We start from the raw sequence: 14,907 nt of genomic DNA, 5'->3' as shown, positions 1-14,907 counted from the left end.
TTGGCAATATCGCCAGCGGCCCCGTTTTTGCACTATACGCTATGCCTTACTCGGTATCCTCGACCTCATACGAATCCACCTCGGCTGGCTCATCGTTTGTCTCTGGCGCAGCCCCGCGCGCCTCGTCAAACGCCGCCTTCATGGTCTTGTTGCCCCACGTGAGCTTGCGAATGGTAAGATCGTCGGCCTTCTTGTTGGCTAGGCGCAGATTGTTCTCGGAGGACAGCAATGCCTCCTTGGTTTTCTGCAGATGGCTAATCGTCTTGTCGATCTCATCGATTGCCGTTTGGAACTTGCGGCTCGCGATCTCGTAGTTGCGACCGAAATCATTCTTGAACTTCTCCATCTTGGCTTCGAAGTTCGTGACGTCGATATTCTGCTGTTTGTACTCCGCCAGCTCCTGCTTATAGCGCAGTGAGCCCATGGCGGCGTTGCGAAGGAGCGTGATCATGGGAATGAAAAACTGCGGGCGAATCACGTACATCTTCTCGTAGCGATAGCTCACGTCGACTATCCCTACGTTATAGAGCTCGCTCTCGGGCTCGAGCAGCGTGCAGAGCACCGCGTACTCACAGCCTTTCTGGCGACGATCGTGATCGAGTTTCTTAAAGAAGTCCTCGTTTTTATGCTTGGTCGCGGTCTCGTCGTTCTCGTTTTTCATCTCGAACATAATCGAAATGACCTCGTTGCCGCTCGCGTCGCACTCGCGGAAGATAAAGTCGCCCTTGGTACCCTCGGACGCATCGTTATCCTTCTCGAAGTACGCGTTGGGAAATGCCGTCATGCGCAGACGGTTAAACTCGGTCTCGCAGTGCTGCTCGAGCGACTCGCCCACCATCTTGGTGGACAGACGGACCTTCATGTCCTTAAGGCGCTCGATCTCTTCATCCTTGTAGCGAATCAGGTCATCGCTCGCGCGCTTGGCCTGCGCAAGCTCGAGCTCGTGTGCCGCCTTGGCCTGTTCCTCGCGAGAATCGCGCACCGCCAGCTCGCTCGTCAGTTTGGCACGCGCCTCATCGCGCTCTCGCTCCGCCGCGGCGACCGCCTTCGACAGCTCCATTTTTGCAGAAAGTTCTTGCTCACGAAGCTGTGCACGAAGGCCCTCGGCCTCGCGCTCAGACTGAGCCTTTGCGGCGGAAAACCTCTCTTGTACCTTCGCGCGATAGTCGGCAAGCGCGCGCTCGGCCTCGCTGCGAGCGGCATCGAGCTCACGCTGCGACTCTGCCGCGGCAGCGGCAAGCGCCATCTCCTGGGCCTTGTCCGCCGCGGCAAGCCTGGCCTGCAGCTCGGCAATCTGAGCATCACGTGCAGCTAAATCGTTTTGAGCGGCATTGCGCGCCGCCGACTCGACAAGCTTGGCTTCGTCATCTTTGCGCTCCAGCTGCGCACGCAAATTGTCAATCTCGCGCTGGAGTTCGGCATTCTCCTTTTGAGCGTTGGCTCGTGCCTCTACCGCCGCGCGCTGGCTTGCACTCTCGCGCTCTGCGGCAGCGCCCTCGAGCTTGGCACGCAGCTCGGCGAGCTCAGCATCGCGCTTGGCAACCTCTTGTGCCAGCTGTTGAGCCGCAGCGTTCTTCTGCTCGGTAAGCTGAGCGTTGCGCTGGGACTCTGCCTTTTGCAAGGCAGCCATCGAACGCGAGCGCTCAAGTTCCAGCGCTTGCTCGCCCTCGCGCTGGACCGCCTTCACACGCTCATCCAGGTCGCGCGAAAACTCGGCATCGCGCACTTGCTTGACGATATCCGCATAGCCGGACGCGTCGACCTTAAAAACTTCGCCGCAATGTGGGCACTTGATCTCGTTCATAGCAGCTCCTCGAAGGACGCAAATTTCAACCGCCTACACTCTACCGCGCCGCACGGACAAAAAAGGTGCCGCCACCATAATGGCAACGGCGCCAGAACCGCCACAAAGGTGCCCGTCCCCTTTGTGGCGTTTTGCGTGACGGTTCGAGAATTACAATCCAAAGAAGCCTAGGATTTGGTCACGGCTTACGGGCTTGTACTCGTTGGCATCGAGGCCGACATCGTAGCGAAAGATAGGACGTTCGCGATCGCGGTTGCGCGTATTGGTGCGGTCTCCCCTGCTGTGGATATGCCCGTGCAGCATGATGGCGCCACGTGCCTTGCCATTCCAGCTGAGCATGGGGTAGTGGCTCATAACCAGACGATGACCCTTGGCATAGCCGGGGGCAATCTCCAGGTAATCACGCACGTCTTCCCAAATCTGCGGCACGTCGGGATCTTCCCAGTCGCCGTCATGGTTACCACGGATGAGCGTCACGTTCTGGCATTCGATGCGCTCGCGCAGGCGCACGGCATCCGCTAGGGGCAGACGATAGGTAAAGTCGCCCAGAATATAGAGGCGGTCGTCCGCAGCCACGCACTCATTGATGACATCGATGACCTTGCGGTTCATCTCCTCAACCGAGCCAAACGGTCGGTCCATGTCGTGCAAGATATTCGTATCGCCCAGGTGCAGGTCGGCGGTAAACCACATCATCGTCTCAGTCCTCATTTCGCAACGCGTCCAACTCGTGCTAAGTATACAGACGCAGCGATGCGGCAGTTGCCCAAAGAGCCCGCCAAACAGTCCGCGACGGCGCTTGTCTTTCTTTTTCGACGCATCACCCTGAGTTTTCTTGTCCTGTCGCATCTTACGGTCCTGCTCCAGCTCATCGTCGTCGAGTAGCGTATCCCACTCAAACGGATCGTCCGTCAGATCGAACAGGTCGTCGTCATCAAACATGGCAGCCTCCCTTACCGATTAGCGGGCATCCACCACATAGAGGCCAACGCGCACCTGGTGCCACGGGCTACGCTCGGGGGCAACCTGCTGCACGCGGGCCTCAAATACGTCCTCATGGCCGTAATACATCATCAAGGACAGCGGACCGACCTCGTTTCCCGGAACATAGCCAAGCTTGGTGTTGCCGTAGTAGATCGCAACCGCCTCGGGATCATGGGGATTATCGCGCTCGGCGCACAGCGTCAGTCTATCGCCCGCTTTAAGATCGCCCAGGACCAAAGCGCCGTCGGCATACTGAAATCCCGCAATGTGAAACGACAGAAGAACACGTGAAGGCTCGTACATAGCAACTCCCCTAACGGCCGGATAAACCGGCGTTTAACCTTGCCGAGAAGTCTACGAGTCCGTGCGGACACAAATTCATCCTGCCTGCGTCTTTTCGACCGTTTGTCCCTATGTCATCTGATTCTAATGCACAAACATGCGCACGAATTTGTGCTTCCAGTTTGCGTAAGGGGCATAGCGGAATGGCACGTCCAGCCACGTTGCCTTGTTCACGATGCTCTTCTTGTGGCTAAACGTATCGAAGCTCTCGCGTCCATGGTACTGCCCCATACCGCTCGCTCCCATGCCGCCAAAGCCCATATGGCTCGTAGCCAGATGCATGATCGTGTCGTTGACGCAACCGCCACCAAAGGGCACGTAACGCACAAAGCGCTGCTGAACCTCACGGTCCTGGCTAAAGATATACAGGGCCAGCGGCGTCGGACGATCCGTAATAAACGTCTCGGCCTCGTCTAGGCTCTCAAACGTCAGCACCGGCAAGATGGGACCGAAAATCTCCTCCTGCATCACGGCGTCATCGGGGGCCACGCCGTCCAAAATTGTCGGCTCAATCTTGAGCGAAGCCTCGCGCGCAGCACCTCCAAGCACAACCTTATCGGAATCGATTAGCCCATGCACGCGTGCAAAATGCTTGGCATTGACGATATGCCCGTAATCCTCGTTGTCGAGCGGATGCTCGCCAAACATACGGCGCGCCTCTTCCTTGATGAGGCCCAGCAACTCGTCGTGCACGCGCGTATCGACCAGCAGGTAGTCGGGCGCCACACAGGTCTGCCCCACGTTGAGCCATTTACCAAAGGCGATACGCCGTGCCGCAACCTTCAAGTTTGCCGTCGCATCCACGATGCAGGGACTCTTTCCACCCAGCTCAAGCGTCACGGGCGTAAGGTTTTTACTTGCGCGCTCCATGACGAGCTTGCCGACCGGAACGCTACCGGTAAAGAAGATCTTGTCCCAGCACTCATCGAGCAGCGCTTCGTTCTCGGCGCGCCCGCCCTCGACAACTGTCACCAGGCACGGATCAAATGCCTCTTCGCAGATCTGCTTGAGCACCGCACTCGATGCCGGAGCATAGGCGCTCGGCTTGATGACCACGGTATTGCCCGCGGCAAGGGCGCCGGCGAGCGGCTCGAGCGTTAGCAAAAACGGGTAGTTCCACGGGGCCATGATGAGCGTGACGCCATAGGGCACGGCTTGCGTTTTGCACACACTCACGGCGTTGGCAAGGTCGCACGGACGCAGGCGCGGACGACTCCATCGAGCCACATGCGCGATCTGATGACGAATCTCGGAAAGCGACGTGCCGATCTCGCACATATACGCCTCGTCATGCGACTTTCCCAAATCGGTCTTGAGCGCATGGGCAATATCGGCCTCGTGGGCCCGCACCGCATCGCGTAAACTCACGAGCGCACGACGTCGAGCATCGACATCAAACGTGGCGTGCGTCTTAAAGTAGACGCGCTGGTCTCCGACAATGCGCGCAATTTCCTCGGTGTTCATGGACCCCTCCTAGTTCTCGCCCTCAAACATACCACCCGCGACGACCTCGTACATGCGCATCAGCTCCAAACGGTCCATCAAAAGTGGAACGGGGTACAGCGGATTGGCCTCGGCATCGGCAGGCGCCGCCATCTCGGGAATGTCGGAGCGGCGAATGCCCGGCACATATTTGGGAATGTCCAAGGCGGCGTTCATTCGATCGACCCAATCGATAGAGGCCTCGACGGCATGCGTCAGGGCGCCCATGCCCGTCTGCCCCGTAATGGAGGCGGGCAGACCGCGCGTGAACTCGGGGTCGTGCACCGCAAAGCGCGGGATAAGCACAAAGTCGTTAATGGGGTACTTGTAGTGCGTCTCGTCATCGGTGATAACCGCCGCGAGCGTAACTTCGCTTCCCGTACCGGCGGTAGTGGGAACCGCAATAAGCAGCGGCAGGAGACGGTGGACGCGCAGCAGGCCGCGCATCTTGTTGATGGGCTTGTTTGGCTGCGCGATTCGTGCTCCCACGCCCTTGGCACAGTCCATGGCCGAGCCACCGCCAAAGCCGATAATGGCCTGGCAGGCGCTCTCTCAGCATGCTCCAGAATGCGTGGCTCGGTATAGGGCAGCACCGGCGATGCGATGCGAAAAACCGTTTGATACGTTCGGCACCAGGCGCAGCGGCGGGCTAGATGCATAAAGGAAACTCCCTCATTTGTTGATTGGTCAACATTTGTTCGACCGATTGTACTCATCAGAGCTCGCAGGCGGCCTGCCAATCGTTAATCAATCAACATCTTCATCTCTCAAAATTGTTTTATCAAAAATCATTCCTAATAGGCTTCACATTTTGTTGCATTTATGGATAATAGAACTCGTCAAGACGCACGTCCGGAGAGGGCCCTTACGGGATCGGACAAGCGCCCCATCGCCATCCATCGAAAGGATCGAATCATGAAATTTGTTTGCCCCGTTTGCGGTTATGTGGAAGAGTTCGACGGCGACCAGCTGCCCGAGGATTTTAAGTGCCCCCAGTGCGGCGTTCCCGGTTCTCGTTTCCTGAAGCAGGAGGAGGGCAAGCTCGAGTGGGCTGCCGAGCACGTCGTGGGCGTCGCCAAGATGGAGGGCGTCTCCGAGGACATCGTTGCCGACCTGCGCGCCAACTTTGAGGGCGAGTGCTCTGAGGTCGGTATGTACCTGGCCATGGCTCGCGTCGCCCATCGCGAGGGCTATCCCGAGATCGGCCTATACTGGGAGAAGGCTGCCCACGAGGAGGCCGAGCACGCCGCCAAGTTCGCCGAGCTCCTGGGCGAGGTCGTGACCGACTCCACCAAGAAGAACCTCGAGATGCGCGTTGAGGCCGAGAACGGCGCCACCGCCGGCAAGACCGATCTTGCCAAGCGCGCCAAGGCCGCTGGCCTCGATGCCATCCACGATACCGTGCACGAGATGGCTCGCGACGAGGCCCGCCACGGCAAGGCTTTCGCCGGCCTGCTCAAGCGCTACTTTGGCTAAGCCAACCGCCTGAGAGATAATCTCTAACTTTAAAGGGCCCGAACCGCATGGTTCGGGCCTTTTTTCTTGTCTCATGAACTCGTTAACGCCCTGAAATAGGGCCACTTTCGGCATCGACTTCTCGTCAAAAACTAAGTGAGTAGACTTTTTGGAACTTGCCGAGCAGACCATCCATATTGCTCTATAAAGCCGCAGGTAAATGACTTGTTGCAAAACGGCCTGGCCGCCATCACGCCAAAAGTCTACTCACTTAGATCCGCGCTGTCCACGATCGAGCTGTTTTGTGTCCAATGGACATCTTTCCGTCGATTACTCCCAATTTTGTCCAGTCAACGAATAGTTCAGACCGGAGTAATGCCTCAGCCCTTTGCTCATCCAAGCTTTTATCACGATATTCAACATCGAGCATCCTGCATACAGCCTTAACGATCGCACGGAATCTATCCTCATCGGATATCTGTCCGTGTGTCAGGAGAAGCACGTCGTAGCCCATGGCTTGAAGCGCCGTCATGCGGTCAGCGTCACGCAAGCCATCCCCCGCGCGCCCGTGCGAGGCCTTTCCCTGACATTCAATGGCCACCTGTCGCCTCCCGTCCGGCGAGGAAAGAAGTAGATCGATATATACGCGGGTCTTTCCTACAATCGCTCGAGCACTTGTGCTTAGCACCACTTTGACATTGAGCTCTATGCCGCAAAACCCTTCACCTCCCAGGGCTCGCGGCAGTCCAAGCAACAAATACGCCTCGACCTCAAAAGGCGAAGCGGTACCCAATGGAACGAGATGCGATACCGCCATAAATCGATTGCCGTAACGCATCCCGCAAACATCTGAACAAAAACGGTCAAGGTCCCCATCCGAAACCAAAGCGTCGCGACGCCACAAATTTGAGGCGGCGCCGCCCTCGGACGGGCAGCGCACCCAACCCAACGTTGTCGAAATCGTACCCGAATCAATTGCACGCGAAAGCTCCACCTCAAGTGCCGCCGGCAGGGCGCATACCGCAAACAAGCCGCACATCTCCGCCAATACCAGAAGAAGTTGGAGATCCGTCAGATGTCGAGACATGATAAATGCCGTCAGCAGAGGAGACGTGACCAAAAATCCATGCTCCGTTTCCAGCACGGATTCCCTGGGGAGTTCACCAAGAAACAGCCGCTGCCTAATGTTGGCAGGGCAAGTCCGTTTGTTTCTCGTCCGAACCAATGTATACAACGGAAAACCGAGCGCGACCGCAGCCGTCGGGTTGCGGACGAGGTCATATCGCTGCCGGTCTTCATCCGGCCGCGGAAGCGGAGGACACAAAGCGCGGACTTGAGGGGGCAAACGCCAGTACCTAAAAGCCGATATGTCACAAAGTAGATCCTTCATAGGCACAGGAAAGCACGAATTTCAACCCAGTCGGTCTCTCATTGGAGCGAACGCACCAAAAATGGCGCCGAACGAACTGCAAAGTTTTCAACAGCCCTCCCCAACTGGCCAAAAGCTTACCGAGAACTGGACGAAGCCCTGTTGGAAACCCCACTTTTTTTCTCATGCGGAAGCTTTGCGCGGCAAGTGAGTAGACTTTTTGGAACATCCCGAGCAGACCGATGATCCCACTTCTCAAAACCACAGGTAGATAGCTTGTTACAAAACTGTCTGGTCGCCAAAGTGCCAAAAGTCTACTCACTTAGGTTACAGAGTGCCCCATTAGCTGCGATTCCAGGGTATTAAGCACCTCCGGACTCAGGTCGTCATACTGGACAAGAATTTGAGTTGAGTTTTCAGGGACAGATGCGCCATCGGCGCACCAATAACAGTTACTGATGTCGATAAAAGGGATGCTCGAGCGCGTGAGGGCCTGCGCAAAAGAGCTTCCGCCCGTTCCCCGCTCCGCAACCACGGTGCAGTAAAGGCCTGCGTCTGCATGCTCGATCGAAACCTCTCCTGCTGGAAACGCATTCCGTACAAGCGCCGCCAGGCCATCACGCGCCTCACGAGCACGAACGCGCACGCGGTTCACATGTCGCTCGTAATCACCCGATTCCAGCAAACGAGCCAAAGCGACCTGGTCGACAGAGCTCACCGACGAGGAGTAGAAACCAAGGTCGCACCTAAACCGCTCCATCAGCTCATCGGGCAACACCATGTACGCTAGACGCAACGCCGATGAAAGGCTCTTCGAAAACGTGTTGGTGTAGATGACCGATTGAGCGGCATCGATCGAAGCAAGCGCGGGAATCGGCTTGCCGGCCAGACGAAACTCGCAATCAAAGTCATCTTCGATGAGATATCGACCTGGTCGCTCGGCGGCCCAGCTCAGCAGCGCATAGCGACGCGCAATGCTCGTCACAAGGCCGGTCGGATACTGATGGGACGGCATCAGGTGAAGGACATCGGTCCCCGTTTTCTGCAGAGTGCTCAAGTCTACGCCCTCATCATCCAACGGGATATGTCGAACTTTGCAACCCATAGCCTGATAGATGCGCGTCAGGCGCAAATAGCCCGGGTCCTCAACGGCATACACCTTGTCGGCTCCAAGCAACTGAACCAACATGGTATCGAGCAGCTGGGCGCCTGCGCCGATAACAACGTTGTTGGGGTCGACATTCATACCCCTTGTCCCGCGCAGATGGTGGGCAATTGCGCGTCGTAGCCGAGTGGTGCCCTGTGCCGGCGCGGTCGAAAAGATTTCGCGCTCGTCTTCGGATGCCAGCGTCGCCCGCAGCGCGCTTTGCCAAAGCCGCGCCGCCTCCAAAGCAGAAGGAGAAAGTGCATCGAATCGCTCGACCTGTCCGTTGACATCATGCGCGCCGGAACCCGCAGAGACGGCATCCCGGTCGATACCCTCTGCAGCCGAAGCCAAAACCGGTGCATCCGGAAGCTTGCAAGCGTAGTAGCCACGACGCGGCATTGAGCAAATATAGCCCTCGGCAAGTAACTGGCTATATGCATTCTCGATGGTAATGACACTGATTCCCAGATGATTGGCAAAGGCGCGCTTAGACGGAAGATGCTCCCCCGCCGCAATGCGTCCAGCAACGATATCATCTCGAATTTGCTGGTAAATATACTCATAGAACGATGCGTCGCCGCGTTTTTCCAAATTGTAGTCAAGCATGAGTTTGTCACCTGACCTTATTGAGTTATTCAATCTGGTATTAGTCTGACCTTATTATTATCTCTAAAACTGAGTATTTCGCCATATCCAGCTCCCCGATAGGATGTTCCGTCAAGCAATGCACATGCCAACCAAGGGAGCAACCATGGCAGAACAGACCAGCAAGGCAGATCGCGTCAAACTCAATCGCGAGCTCGCGCAGATGCTCAAGGGCGGCGTCATCATGGACGTCACCACGCCCGAGCAGGCACGCATCGCCGAAGAGGCGGGGGCCTGCGCCGTCATGGCACTCGAGCGCATCCCGGCCGACATCCGTGCCGCAGGCGGCGTCTCGCGCATGAGCGACCCCAAGATGATCAAGGGCATCCAAGAGGCCGTCTCCATCCCCGTTATGGCCAAGTGCCGCATCGGCCACATTGTCGAGGCGCAGGTCCTGCAGGCCATCGAGATCGATTACATCGACGAGTCCGAGGTTCTCTCCCCTGCCGACGACGTCTATCACATCGACAAGACCCAGTTTGACGTGCCGTTTGTCTGCGGCGCCCGCGATCTGGGCGAGGCGCTGCGCCGTGTTGCCGAGGGCGCCACGATGATTCGCACCAAGGGTGAGCCGGGTACGGGCGATGTCGTCCAGGCCGTGCGTCACATGCGCAAGATCCAAAAGCAGATCCGCGACGTTGTTGCCCTGCGCGATGACGAGCTCTTTGAGGCAGCCAAGCAACTGCAGGTTACGGTCGAGCTGGTCCGCGAGGTCCATGCCACGGGCAAGCTTCCCGTCGTGAACTTTGCCGCCGGCGGCGTAGCGACTCCCGCCGACGCCGCGCTGATGATGCAGCTGGGCGCCGAGGGCGTCTTTGTGGGCTCGGGCATCTTTAAGAGCGGCAACCCGGCCAAGCGCGCCGCCGCCATCGTCAAGGCCGTGGCAAACTTCACCGATGCCAAACTCATTGCCGAGCTTTCGGAGGACCTGGGCGAGGCCATGGTGGGCATCAACGCCGACGAGATCGAGATTATCATGGAGGAGCGCGGGCGCTAGTCCGGCAGAAAGGATCGCCCATGAGCGATTATGCAGACCAAACGGTCGCCGTGCTGGCGGTCCAAGGCGCTTTTGCCGAGCACGAAGCAAGACTATCCGAGCTGGGCGCACACTGTATTGAGCTGAGGCAGGCGGCCGATTTGCAGCAGAACTTTGACCGTCTGGTACTTCCCGGCGGCGAGTCCACCGTTCAGGGCAAGCTACTTGCCGAACTCGATATGCTCAAGGATCTTCGTACCCGCATTGTTGAAGGTATGCCTGTACTGGGAACTTGTGCCGGTCTGATTCTGTTGGCGCGCGACCTTGCCGCCCACGATGACAAGGGGACACCGCGCTTGGCAACCATGGATATACTCGTTGAGCGCACCATCTCAGGCGGTGCCGTCACCCCGGCGACCGCGAACAGCGACGCGGCGGCCTTCTCGGTCGCCGGCGCCTCGAACATCGCCAGCACGTGCCAGTGCGGCTTCTTGGGCGTGCCGTCCGCCGTCACGTCCGCATCGTGCAGCGGCGACACGAGCACCTGCACGTGCTGCTCGGCCAGAGCGTCCCGCCAGCCATCAGACGCGCTCTCCGGGTAGATCACGCACGCCCAACCGCGAGCGCGCGGCCCTCTTCGAGCATCTGCCTTCCTCTGTGCAGCTCTTTTCTTTTCTGGGTCTTTGATTGGCATGAAAAACCTCCCTACGCGGGAGGTCGCTTCTCGTGTTTTCACCATTTAGCAGCCGGAAACCGGTAGCCAGCCGGTTAGAATATGGCCATGGTGCCTACGAGCCGCAGCCTCGTTATGGCGCTGCGCGATGCGCCAACATCTCGCAGCCTTGGCCATCATTGTAACCCGCCCCGCTCGGTTAGCCGCCAGCCGGGCGGGTATTTTTTTTGGAACTATAGACCCATTCCAAAAGGTAAAAAACGAGTTCAAAAGAGGGTATGGATTATGGAACTCCCTTGGGGGAGAGTCGTAGTCCACCTCCCCCAAGGGTCTGGCTGACGCAGAACCAACCTCAGCCGATTTAAGGGCGGCATGGAGGGAGGGAGAAGGCGTTGCCGGTCATGAACGAGAAAGCCCCGCAGAACGCCTCTCAGCGTCCCACGGGGCACCGGATTAGATGGGCAAGGATGGGGGGCCACGGGCCCCCATACCCCCGCCCTTTATGGCTCTAGATCATCAGCGCGGCGGCGCTTGTGGTTCAGCTCGTCGGTCTCCTCGTCATCGTCCATGATGACCTCGCGAGGCACGCAGTACGTGTACTTTTTCACTGCCTGCCCGTCGTCATCGTCGCTGCCCGGCTTCTTCCTCGGCCCGACCGGGCGCGAATAGTCGACCTCACGCATCTGCATCAACTCCCCACTCCAAATCCGCCGGAACATCTCCGGCGCAGAAAATCGCTCACTGCCTCGTTCACCATGCCACCGTCATCGTCCTCGGAATCCACCGCATATTCCGACGCCATCGCCGCGAACGTGTCGGAGAATCCGCCCAGACCGTCATCCTGCCCCGCGTCCTGCCCCGGTCGCTCGGGCTCGGTCTGCCTGTCGCCCTCACCGTCGCCGCCGCCGTCGCCCACACCGCCGCCGTTCACGTAGCGGACGCCGCTCGCGCTGCCAACCCAGCGCCGTTCGGCCTCCACCTCGATGCCGTCCAGCTCCTTGACCTCCTCGGCGGTCGCCACCACCTCGCGCGCCTCCCGGACGATGACCGTGATCGGGATTGCCGACTGCGACGCCGGTCGACCACCATCTAGCGGCTCGGCCGGGGCGCCCGGAGCGGCGCAGTAGCCGACAACGGCGACGCCACTGTTTCCGCCCTTGAACGTGCGCCTGTAGACCAATTCGCCGCCCTCGATGCCTACCGTCTCGCTCACGCCCCTCAAACTCCCAGCACAAGCAAATAAAAATACTCTGAAAAGAGATTTTCTACATTCTATATTGACTTCTTCTTTACTTAGTGTTTTACTATGAATCAAAAGAAGTTGCCGAAAGGCGGCAACCACCTAGTGAAGGGAACGAAAATGAAGGGAATCAAGGACATCCAGACCACCGTCCAGAACGTCAACATCAAGATCGACCCGGTCGTGAAGGGAGCTGCTGAGGGCGTTCTGTCCGGTATGGGACTCAACATGAGCGCCTACATCGGGATGTGTCTGCGCCAAGTCGCCCAGGATCGAAAGGTGCCGTTCACGCAGTCCGTGGATCCGGACTTCTGGATCGCAGAGTCCAAGGTTGGTGAGGCGAAGACCTACATCGAGTCTGGGGCATTCTCCGCAGCATTCGACCTCTATCTGAGGATGATAGACGAGTTCATTGACTCACGCGGGAAGGCTTCTCTTTCCGCCTACGCCGACAGAGATTCAGACATCCCGAGGTTCATTACATTGCAGCTCGCCGAAGCCGAGGCTAAAACGGACCTCAGCTCCGTCAGCAACATCATTTCCTCCGGAGAGGCGCTCGCAGTTAAGGCTCGGTCTGTAGGGGAACTCTTCATGGCCGATGCGAAAGACGATGAAGCCGGCGGCGAGGGAGGAAAGCGTTTCTGCGACGCATATGCAGAGGGAGTCGAGTCTGCTGCCAAAAAGGCGTCGGAAACCGCCGCCGAGGCACTCGAATCGGAAGCCAGCCTTCGCAGCGTCATTGATTGCGAGCCATCTAACCTCACGACGGAGGAGAAGGCTTCGGTTCTCGATTACATCATCTCGACCGTCCTCGATGTCGCCAGCGAGCACCCATCGAACCTCTCGATGCGCTTCATCGGTTCCGGTGGGCAACCTGAACTCGCCCATGTATTCGATGCCTTGAAGGCAATGGAGGACTATCGCGAGTGGCTTTCAAAGGCTGACGAGCGCCTGCAGAAAAACAAGGACGAAATCGCTCGCATGGAGGAAGCCAGTCATCAACACCTCCTTGACCTGATTAGGGCGCAGAACGGCGTTCCGGGAACCCAGAACATCACTCAGGTGATGCCGAAACCCGAGAAGAACCTGAGTCCCGATGAGATGATCGAGCAGGCTGAAGCCTTCAAGAAGATCATGCAAATTCTCAACAACGAGAACGAGGACTAGAGGGTCATTCGAGACGGAAAGGAGGAGGCAATGGCACGCTACGGACACAGCAGGGGGTATGCATCGCGAAGCTTCGGAAGCTCCCGTTCCGGTGGATTCACCAATCATCGAACTGGTGCACACGTTTCGGCTGCACGCGCGCACCAGCACACCGGCCAGAGCTTCGGCGGCTACACGAAGGCCAAGAGCTCAACCACCGGCAACTACTACATGAAAAAGGGGTGATGAACAATAAATAACCCAAAGGGCCGCCCAGCCGTTTTCGATTCGGCTGGGCGGCCCTTCTGCGCAGTCTCTCTCAGTTGTGAATCATTCTTTCCCACGAGACCATGGGAATCGCCAGCGCCTCTTCTTCCCGTCCTCGATTGCCGCCCGCTCCTGAGCGTGAAGCATCTGCGCCGCCTGCGCCGTTCGCTGTGCGTCCCTCAGCGCCTCTCCGAGCGTCGCGATTTGCTCGTCGTGCGGCGCCGAGCTGAGCCGTCAGTGCCGAAACGGCCTCTGACACCGCCGAGCCGTCCGTACCGCTGTCTCCTACTCCTTGGGTGTTGCGTACTGCATCCATACCCGCATGTATTGCAAATCGTATTGCGTCTGTCTTGCTTCCGCCCAGCTCTAACTGCAACTTGTCTATGAGCTTAATATCCTCGTCAGACAGCCTAAACGTCCGCGCCTTCACTCCGCCTCACCGTCCCGCGCAGCGTGTTTCTCGTCGTATTGCGCAGAGTATTCCCTCTGCGAATACTCCCACTCTGCAGAGCGTACGTACGCCATGAGGTGAATCGTGCTCGTGCGTATCACGTGCACCCACTCCGGCTTGCGCGCGCGGGCGTAGCGGCACAGGGCGCGGTAGCTCGTCACGCCCTGCTCGTCCAGCCAATCCTCAACCTCGGACAGGATGCGGTCCCGCTCCTCGTGATCGTCGAGCGCAACCGCTCCCCAGCTCGCGCCGCACAGCTCAACCACGTCCGCCTCGCTGTACCGGTGCTTGTCGTGATCATCGAGGTGCACGAGATAGCGCGCGTACGCCTTGATTGAGCGCAATGCCTATGGCAGGCAGCTCGGCAGTTTTCGCACCAAGGGGCAGGTAGGCGGTATCGACGGTGAAGTGCCGTTAACGTTTATCCGTGCACCCCGCATCGTCGAGGTGCACGGCAATGTCAAGGCCCTAGCCGAAGTCGATGGCCGCATCGTCGCCGCCCGTCAAGACAATCAGCTCGGCGTTACCTTCCACCCCGAGCTCGGCGACGACACCCGCCTCCACGAGCTCTTCCTCCAAATGTAGGCAGTAAACAAACGAACGTGGATTTTCGGACGCATAGCAAATGAGAGTGGAAATCTCGCACTTTGAGCTTGAATGCAGGCTCAAACCGGGAGATTATCCACTCTCATACTATGTAGTCGTTGGGGACGTTCTCAACGACTACATTGCGATAGACGGCCACGTTTGCCCAGATAATACCGACCAAAATAAACCTGTCCCTTTTTGGCAGGTTTGGATCAAGGCAACGCCGATGTTTTGGCAACGACAGACACTATGACCCAATCCGAGGGCACTAAAAAGATAGGAGCCCCCGCTCGTGACCGCGGGTCGGGGCTGCGACAATGATGTTGAAGTGCCATAGG

Annotated in this window: 15 protein-coding genes and 2 pseudogenes; 6 read left to right on the top strand and 11 right to left on the bottom strand. The window is 58.2% G+C overall.

The window, feature by feature from the left end; genetic code table 11:
• Nucleotides 1-46: 46 nt before the first annotated feature.
• The 5 genes from ACTM82_RS06195 to ACTM82_RS06175 all read right to left on the bottom strand — a co-directional run bounded on the left by ACTM82_RS06195 (nt 47) and on the right by ACTM82_RS06175 (nt 5,119).
• The gene (locus ACTM82_RS06195; RefSeq protein WP_441055202.1) at nt 47-1,804 is read right to left on the bottom strand and encodes a DUF2130 domain-containing protein; all 1,758 of its coding nucleotides are present in this window, start codon (nt 1,802-1,804) and stop codon (nt 47-49) included.
• 150 nt (nt 1,805-1,954) lie between these two features.
• Nucleotides 1,955-2,746, bottom strand: coding sequence for a metallophosphoesterase (locus ACTM82_RS06190; protein ID WP_441055204.1), 792 nt, complete (start codon nt 2,744-2,746; stop codon nt 1,955-1,957).
• Nucleotides 2,747-2,764: 18 nt separating this feature from the next.
• Nucleotides 2,765-3,091 (bottom strand): HIRAN domain-containing protein, encoded by a 327-nt coding sequence (locus ACTM82_RS06185; RefSeq protein ID WP_441055206.1) that lies wholly within the window; start codon nt 3,089-3,091, stop codon nt 2,765-2,767.
• A gap of 123 nt (nt 3,092-3,214) precedes the next feature.
• Nucleotides 3,215-4,594, bottom strand: coding sequence for an aldehyde dehydrogenase (locus ACTM82_RS06180; protein ID WP_441055208.1), 1,380 nt, complete (start codon nt 4,592-4,594; stop codon nt 3,215-3,217).
• A 9-nt stretch (nt 4,595-4,603) separates the two neighbouring features.
• Nucleotides 4,604-5,119, bottom strand: a complete 516-nt coding sequence (locus ACTM82_RS06175) for an iron-containing alcohol dehydrogenase (protein ID WP_441055210.1) — start codon at nt 5,117-5,119, stop codon at nt 4,604-4,606.
• 408 nt (nt 5,120-5,527) lie between these two features.
• Here ACTM82_RS06175 and ACTM82_RS06170 point away from each other — a divergent pair, with 408 nt between their 5' ends.
• Nucleotides 5,528-6,088, top strand: coding sequence for a ferritin family protein (locus ACTM82_RS06170; RefSeq protein WP_154517090.1), 561 nt, complete (start codon nt 5,528-5,530; stop codon nt 6,086-6,088).
• A gap of 250 nt (nt 6,089-6,338) precedes the next feature.
• On the opposite strand, the gene ACTM82_RS06165 is transcribed toward ACTM82_RS06170, so the two are convergent.
• Complete coding sequence (locus tag ACTM82_RS06165; RefSeq protein ID WP_441055211.1) at nt 6,339-7,211, bottom strand: hypothetical protein; 873 nt, start codon at nt 7,209-7,211, stop codon at nt 6,339-6,341.
• A 547-nt stretch (nt 7,212-7,758) separates the two neighbouring features.
• Complete coding sequence (gene pdxR / locus ACTM82_RS06160) at nt 7,759-9,189, bottom strand: MocR-like pyridoxine biosynthesis transcription factor PdxR (protein WP_441055213.1); 1,431 nt, start codon at nt 9,187-9,189, stop codon at nt 7,759-7,761.
• A gap of 145 nt (nt 9,190-9,334) precedes the next feature.
• On the opposite strand from pdxR, the gene pdxS reads away from it, so the two are divergent.
• Both pdxS and ACTM82_RS06150 read left to right on the top strand, forming a co-directional pair.
• Complete coding sequence (gene pdxS, locus ACTM82_RS06155) at nt 9,335-10,225, top strand: pyridoxal 5'-phosphate synthase lyase subunit PdxS (protein WP_441055215.1); 891 nt, start codon at nt 9,335-9,337, stop codon at nt 10,223-10,225.
• Nucleotides 10,226-10,245: 20 nt separating this feature from the next.
• A pseudogene (locus ACTM82_RS06150) lies at nt 10,246-10,629 on the top strand (pyridoxal 5'-phosphate synthase glutaminase subunit PdxT); the annotation flags it as partial.
• 14 nt (nt 10,630-10,643) lie between these two features.
• On the opposite strand, the pseudogene ACTM82_RS06145 reads toward ACTM82_RS06150, so the two are convergent.
• From ACTM82_RS06145 to ACTM82_RS06135, 3 genes and pseudogenes are all read right to left on the bottom strand, one after another.
• Nucleotides 10,644-10,898, bottom strand: a pseudogene (locus ACTM82_RS06145) (Rep family protein); the annotation flags it as partial.
• 479 nt (nt 10,899-11,377) lie between these two features.
• Nucleotides 11,378-11,566 carry a hypothetical protein gene (locus tag ACTM82_RS06140; RefSeq protein WP_441055217.1) on the bottom strand — a complete coding sequence of 63 codons (189 nt, stop codon included), beginning with the start codon at nt 11,564-11,566 and terminating at the stop codon, nt 11,378-11,380.
• Nucleotides 11,566-12,090: a hypothetical protein gene (locus ACTM82_RS06135; RefSeq protein ID WP_441055219.1), complete on the bottom strand. Its 525-nt coding sequence runs from the start codon at nt 12,088-12,090 to the stop codon at nt 11,566-11,568. The genes ACTM82_RS06140 and ACTM82_RS06135 overlap by 1 nt, the downstream gene beginning before the upstream one ends.
• Nucleotides 12,091-12,183: 93 nt before the next feature.
• On the opposite strand from ACTM82_RS06135, the gene ACTM82_RS06130 reads away from it, so the two are divergent.
• A complete protein-coding gene (locus tag ACTM82_RS06130) occupies nt 12,184-13,284 on the top strand; it encodes a type II toxin-antitoxin system RelB/DinJ family antitoxin (protein ID WP_441088524.1) in 1,101 nt (366 codons plus the stop codon).
• Between the two features lie 30 nt (nt 13,285-13,314).
• Nucleotides 13,315-13,509 (top strand): hypothetical protein, encoded by a 195-nt coding sequence (locus ACTM82_RS06125; RefSeq protein WP_441055223.1) that lies wholly within the window; start codon nt 13,315-13,317, stop codon nt 13,507-13,509.
• 447 nt (nt 13,510-13,956) lie between these two features.
• Here the strand turns inward: ACTM82_RS06125 and ACTM82_RS06120 are convergent, their stop codons facing one another.
• A complete protein-coding gene (locus ACTM82_RS06120; RefSeq protein WP_441055224.1) occupies nt 13,957-14,292 on the bottom strand; it encodes a hypothetical protein in 336 nt (111 codons plus the stop codon).
• A gap of 19 nt (nt 14,293-14,311) precedes the next feature.
• Here ACTM82_RS06120 and ACTM82_RS06115 point away from each other — a divergent pair, with 19 nt between their 5' ends.
• Nucleotides 14,312-14,566, top strand: a complete 255-nt coding sequence (locus ACTM82_RS06115) for a hypothetical protein (protein WP_441055226.1) — start codon at nt 14,312-14,314, stop codon at nt 14,564-14,566.
• Nucleotides 14,567-14,907: the final 341 nt, after the last annotated feature.

This window comes from Collinsella sp. HCP3S3_E5 (assembly GCF_052067635.1).
GTDB lineage: Bacteria > Actinomycetota > Coriobacteriia > Coriobacteriales > Coriobacteriaceae > Collinsella.
The sequence above is the reverse complement of the archived record's forward strand: the minus strand, read 5'-3'. Positions and strand labels throughout refer to the sequence as shown.

Coding starts and splice junctions, on each gene's coding strand:
- ACTM82_RS06140 (WP_441055217.1), bottom strand. CDS start 11,566: ATGCAGATGCGTGAGGTCGACTATTCGCGCCCGGTCGGGCCGAGGAAG.
- ACTM82_RS06190 (WP_441055204.1), bottom strand. CDS start 2,746: ATGTTTGATGACGACGACCTGTTCGATCTGACGGACGATCCGTTTGAG.
- pdxS (WP_441055215.1), top strand. CDS start 9,335: ATGGCAGAACAGACCAGCAAGGCAGATCGCGTCAAACTCAATCGCGAG.
- ACTM82_RS06185 (WP_441055206.1), bottom strand. CDS start 3,091: ATGTACGAGCCTTCACGTGTTCTTCTGTCGTTTCACATTGCGGGATTT.
- pdxR (WP_441055213.1), bottom strand. CDS start 9,189: ATGCTTGACTACAATTTGGAAAAACGCGGCGACGCATCGTTCTATGAG.
- ACTM82_RS06170 (WP_154517090.1), top strand. CDS start 5,528: ATGAAATTTGTTTGCCCCGTTTGCGGTTATGTGGAAGAGTTCGACGGC.
- ACTM82_RS06195 (WP_441055202.1), bottom strand. CDS start 1,804: ATGAACGAGATCAAGTGCCCACATTGCGGCGAAGTTTTTAAGGTCGAC.
- ACTM82_RS06180 (WP_441055208.1), bottom strand. CDS start 4,594: ATGAACACCGAGGAAATTGCGCGCATTGTCGGAGACCAGCGCGTCTAC.
- ACTM82_RS06130 (WP_441088524.1), top strand. CDS start 12,184: ATGAATCAAAAGAAGTTGCCGAAAGGCGGCAACCACCTAGTGAAGGGA.
- ACTM82_RS06175 (WP_441055210.1), bottom strand. CDS start 5,119: ATGGACTGTGCCAAGGGCGTGGGAGCACGAATCGCGCAGCCAAACAAG.
- ACTM82_RS06125 (WP_441055223.1), top strand. CDS start 13,315: ATGGCACGCTACGGACACAGCAGGGGGTATGCATCGCGAAGCTTCGGA.